This is a genomic window from Actinosynnema sp., assembly GCF_052038725.1.
On sequence record NZ_JBQGCX010001158.1, the window covers coordinates 1 to 3752 of the forward strand.

The window sequence follows — 3752 nt, forward strand, 5'->3', positions numbered from 1 at the left end:
CGGCCGACGCGGTCACGCTCGTCGTGCGCCACAAGAGTGGCAACCGCGGCAAGCGGGTCCTGGACACCTTGCGCAAGGACGGCGCCCGCGTCGTCGAGGCCAAGGCCGTCAAGACCGAGGCCGACAAGCACCGCTTCGTCAAGGACGAGTTCCGCACCGCCCGGCGCAAGGTGACCGAGGAGGCCGCGGCCGCGCTCGGCCTCGCCGTCGGGAAGGACCTGCGCGAGCTGGCCGGCGCCTGCGCCCAGCTGGTGCGCGACGTCGAGGGGCTCGTGGACGTCGAGGACGTCACCACCTACTACGGGGAGAAGGTCGAGACGACCGGGTTCAAGGTCGCCGAGGCGGCCCTGGCCGGCGACGAGGCGACCGCGGTGCGCCTGCTGCGGCACGCGATGCTCGGCGGCCTGGACCCTGTGCCGATCGTCGCCGTCCTGGCGATGCAGCTGCGCCAGGTCGGCAAGGTCGCGGCGGCCGGCCGGGGCAGCAGCGGCCAGGTCGCCCGCGACCTCGGCATGGCGCCGTGGCAGGTCGACCAGGCCCGCCGGGCCGCGCAGGGGTGGGACGGCGTGCGGCTAGGCCGCGCCATCCAGGCCGTGGCCCAGGCGGACGTCGACGTCAAGGGCGGGGTGCGCACCGAGGCCGCGGTCCGCTCCCCGGAGTACGCCGTCGAGCGCGCGGTCCTGCAGGTGTGCCGGGCCCGCAACGACTGAGCCGAGCCACGGCGGCACCGCGGCGGCACCAGGGCACCACGGCGGCGGCGTGAGGCGACTTTGGGTCTGGGTCCCCGCGCTGGTAGATTGATGGATCGCGTGCGCGCTCGGTCGTGCGCGCAGCGCATGCAGCACCCGCGCCCCCGGCCTCGCCCAGGGCATCCCCACGCCGCAATCGGCCGAGGCGCGGTCGTCGCCCTCACGACACCAGACCAACGACTGACCAGGAAGACATCACCTCGTGGCAAACATCAAGTCCCAGATCAAGCGCGTCAAGACCAACGCGATCCGCACCGAGCGCAACCGGGCCTACAAGTCCGAGCTGCGCACCTGGATCCGCAAGTTCCGCGTCGCCGCGGAGTCGGGCGACCAGGCCAGCGCCCAGGACGCGCTGAAGGTGGCCTCCAAGAAGCTGGACAAGGCCGTCACCAAGGGCGTCATCCACGCCAACCAGGCCGCCAACAAGAAGTCGGCCATGGCCAAGAAGCTCAACGGCATCGGCGCCTGAGCACGCTCCCGCCGAGCCGTCGCAGGGCGCTCACCCCTCCTGGGGTGGGCGCCCTGTGCGCTACCATCGGGGGATCATGACGACCTGCCACGTGCTCCTCCTTGCCGGGCCGCGCTGAACGGACGCACACCAGCGCGGCGAACCCCTCTGACCGAGGGGCTTTTTTGTGCACCGAGCCAGGACCACCAGAGCCAGCACGCACGACGAGCACGAGAGACGAAGGACGAGGACTGATGAGCGAGCGGATCCCGGAGCACCGCTACACGGCCGCCCTGGCCAACGAGATCGAGGCGCGCTGGCAGGACCGCTGGGAGGCCGAGGGCACCTTCTCCTCGGCCAACCCGGCCGGCCCCTGGGCGCAGCCGGACGACCCGCGCCTCACCCGCGGGCACCGCTTCGTCATGGACATGTTCCCCTACCCCTCCGGCGCCGGGCTGCACGTCGGGCACCCGCTGGGGTTCATCGCGACCGACGTCCACGCCCGCTACGCCCGCACGACCGGCGCGAACGTCCTGCACACGATGGGCTTCGACGCCTTCGGGCTGCCGGCGGAGCAGTACGCCGTCCAGACCGGCCAGCACCCGCGCGTCACCACCGAGCGCAACATGGAGGTCTACCGCTCCCAGCTGCGCCGCCTGGGGATGGGGCACGAGACGCGCCGCAGCTTCGCCACGATCGACCCCGACTACTACCGCTGGACCCAGTGGATCTTCACCCAGATCTTCGAGTCCTGGTACGACCCGGACGCGCCCGCGCGCACCGGTGACGGCACCGGCCGGGCCCGTCCGATCGCGGACCTGGTCGCGCAGCTCGAGTCGGGGGAGCGCGCCACGCAGGACGGGCGTCCCTGGGCCGAGCTGTCCCGCACGGAGCAGGCCCGCGAGCTGGACGGCTACCGCCTGGCCTACCTGTCCTCGGCGCCGGTCAACTGGTGCCCCGGGCTGGGCACGGTGCTGTCCAACGAGGAGGTCACGGCCGACGGCAAGTCCGAGCGCGGCGACTTCCCCGTCTTCAAGCGCAACCTGAGCCAGTGGATGATGCGGATCACCGCCTACGCCGACCGGCTGACCGACGACCTGGACCGCCTGGACTGGCCGGAGAAGGTGAGGTCGATGCAGCGCAACTGGATCGGCCGCTCGACCGGCGCGACCGTGCGCTTCGAGGTGCCGGCGGCCGGGGGCGGGGACACCGAGCCGCTCGCCGTCTTCACCACCCGGCCCGACACCCTGTTCGGCGCGACGTTCATGGTCGTGGCCCCGGAGCACCCCGCGCTGGACGCGGTCGTCCCGGAGGTCTGGCCGGAGGGGACCGACCCGCGCTGGACCGACGGTGCACCCGACCCGCGGGCCGCGGTGGCCGCCTACCGGCGGATGGCCTCGACCAAGAGCGACGTGGAGCGTCAGGCCGACGCCAAGACCAAGACGGGCGTGTTCACCGGGGCGTTCGCGACCAACCCGGTCGACGGCCGGCAGATCCCGGTGTTCGTCGCCGACTACGTGCTGATGGGCTACGGGACCGGCGCGATCATGGCCGTGCCGGGGCAGGACCAGCGCGACTGGGACTTCGCCGTCGCCTACGGCTTGCCGGTCATCCGCACCGTGCAGCCGACCGAGGGGCACCCGGAGGACGAGGCCTTCACCGGCGACGGCCCGGCGATCAACTCGGCCAACGACGAGGTCAGCCTGGACGGGCTGGGGGTCGCGGAGGCCAAGGAGCGGATCATCGCCTGGCTGGTCGCCAAGGGGCTGGGTGAGGAGACCGTCACCTACCGGCTGCGCGACTGGCTGTTCAGCCGCCAGCGCTACTGGGGCGAGCCCGTCCCGGTCGTCTGGGACGAGGACGGCGTCGCGCACACCGTGCCCGACTCGATGCTGCCCGTCGAGCTGCCGGACGTGCCGGACTACAGCCCGCGCACCTACGACCCGATGGACGCCGACAGCTCGCCCGAGGCTCCGCTGGCGCGCGCCTCCGAGTGGGTCGAGGTCGAGCTGGACCTGGGCGACGGCCGCGGCGTGCGGACCTACCGTCGCGAGACCAACACGATGCCCAACTGGGCCGGCTCGTGCTGGTACCACCTGCGCTACCTGGACCCGGCCAACGAGGACGCGATCGTCGACCCGGCGGTCGAGCGCTACTGGGTCGGGCCGCGCCCGGCGCCGGTCGCGGGCGCGCCGGCGGGCGCCACCGACCCCGGCGGCGTGGACCTGTACGTCGGCGGGGTGGAGCACGCGGTGCTGCACCTGCTCTACGCCCGGTTCTGGCACAAGGTCCTCTTCGACCTGGGGCACGTGTCCTCGGAGGAGCCGTTCCGCCGGCTCATCAACCAGGGCATGATCGAGGCCTACGTCTTCCGCGACGAGCGTGGCTTCCCCGTGCCCGCCGCCGACGTCGAGGAGGTGCCCGACCCCGCGGTCTATGCGTTATGGAGGGGCCCGCGCGCTGTCCGCGCGGCATGGGTGCCCGGTTCGAAGGACACCGGCGGTGTGGACCTGGACGTCGGCTGCGTCGAGCACGCCTTGCTGGACCTGCTGTAG

Annotated in this window: 2 protein-coding genes and 1 pseudogene; all 3 read left to right on the forward strand. The window is 72.6% G+C overall.

Annotation, left to right across the window (positions count from 1 at the left end; genetic code table 11):
* A partial coding sequence (holA, locus tag ACTUAL_RS24310; RefSeq protein ID WP_440901877.1) for a DNA polymerase III subunit delta occupies positions 1 to 710 on the forward strand: 710 nt, incomplete at its 5' end.
* A gap of 241 nt (positions 711 to 951) precedes the next feature.
* Positions 952 to 1218, forward strand: a complete 267-nt coding sequence (gene rpsT / locus ACTUAL_RS24315) for a 30S ribosomal protein S20 (RefSeq protein WP_440901878.1) — start codon at positions 952 to 954, stop codon at positions 1216 to 1218.
* 233 nt (positions 1219 to 1451) lie between these two features.
* Positions 1452 to 3614: pseudogene (locus tag ACTUAL_RS24320) on the forward strand (class I tRNA ligase family protein); the annotation flags it as partial.
* Between the last annotated feature and the right edge of the window lie 138 nt (positions 3615 to 3752).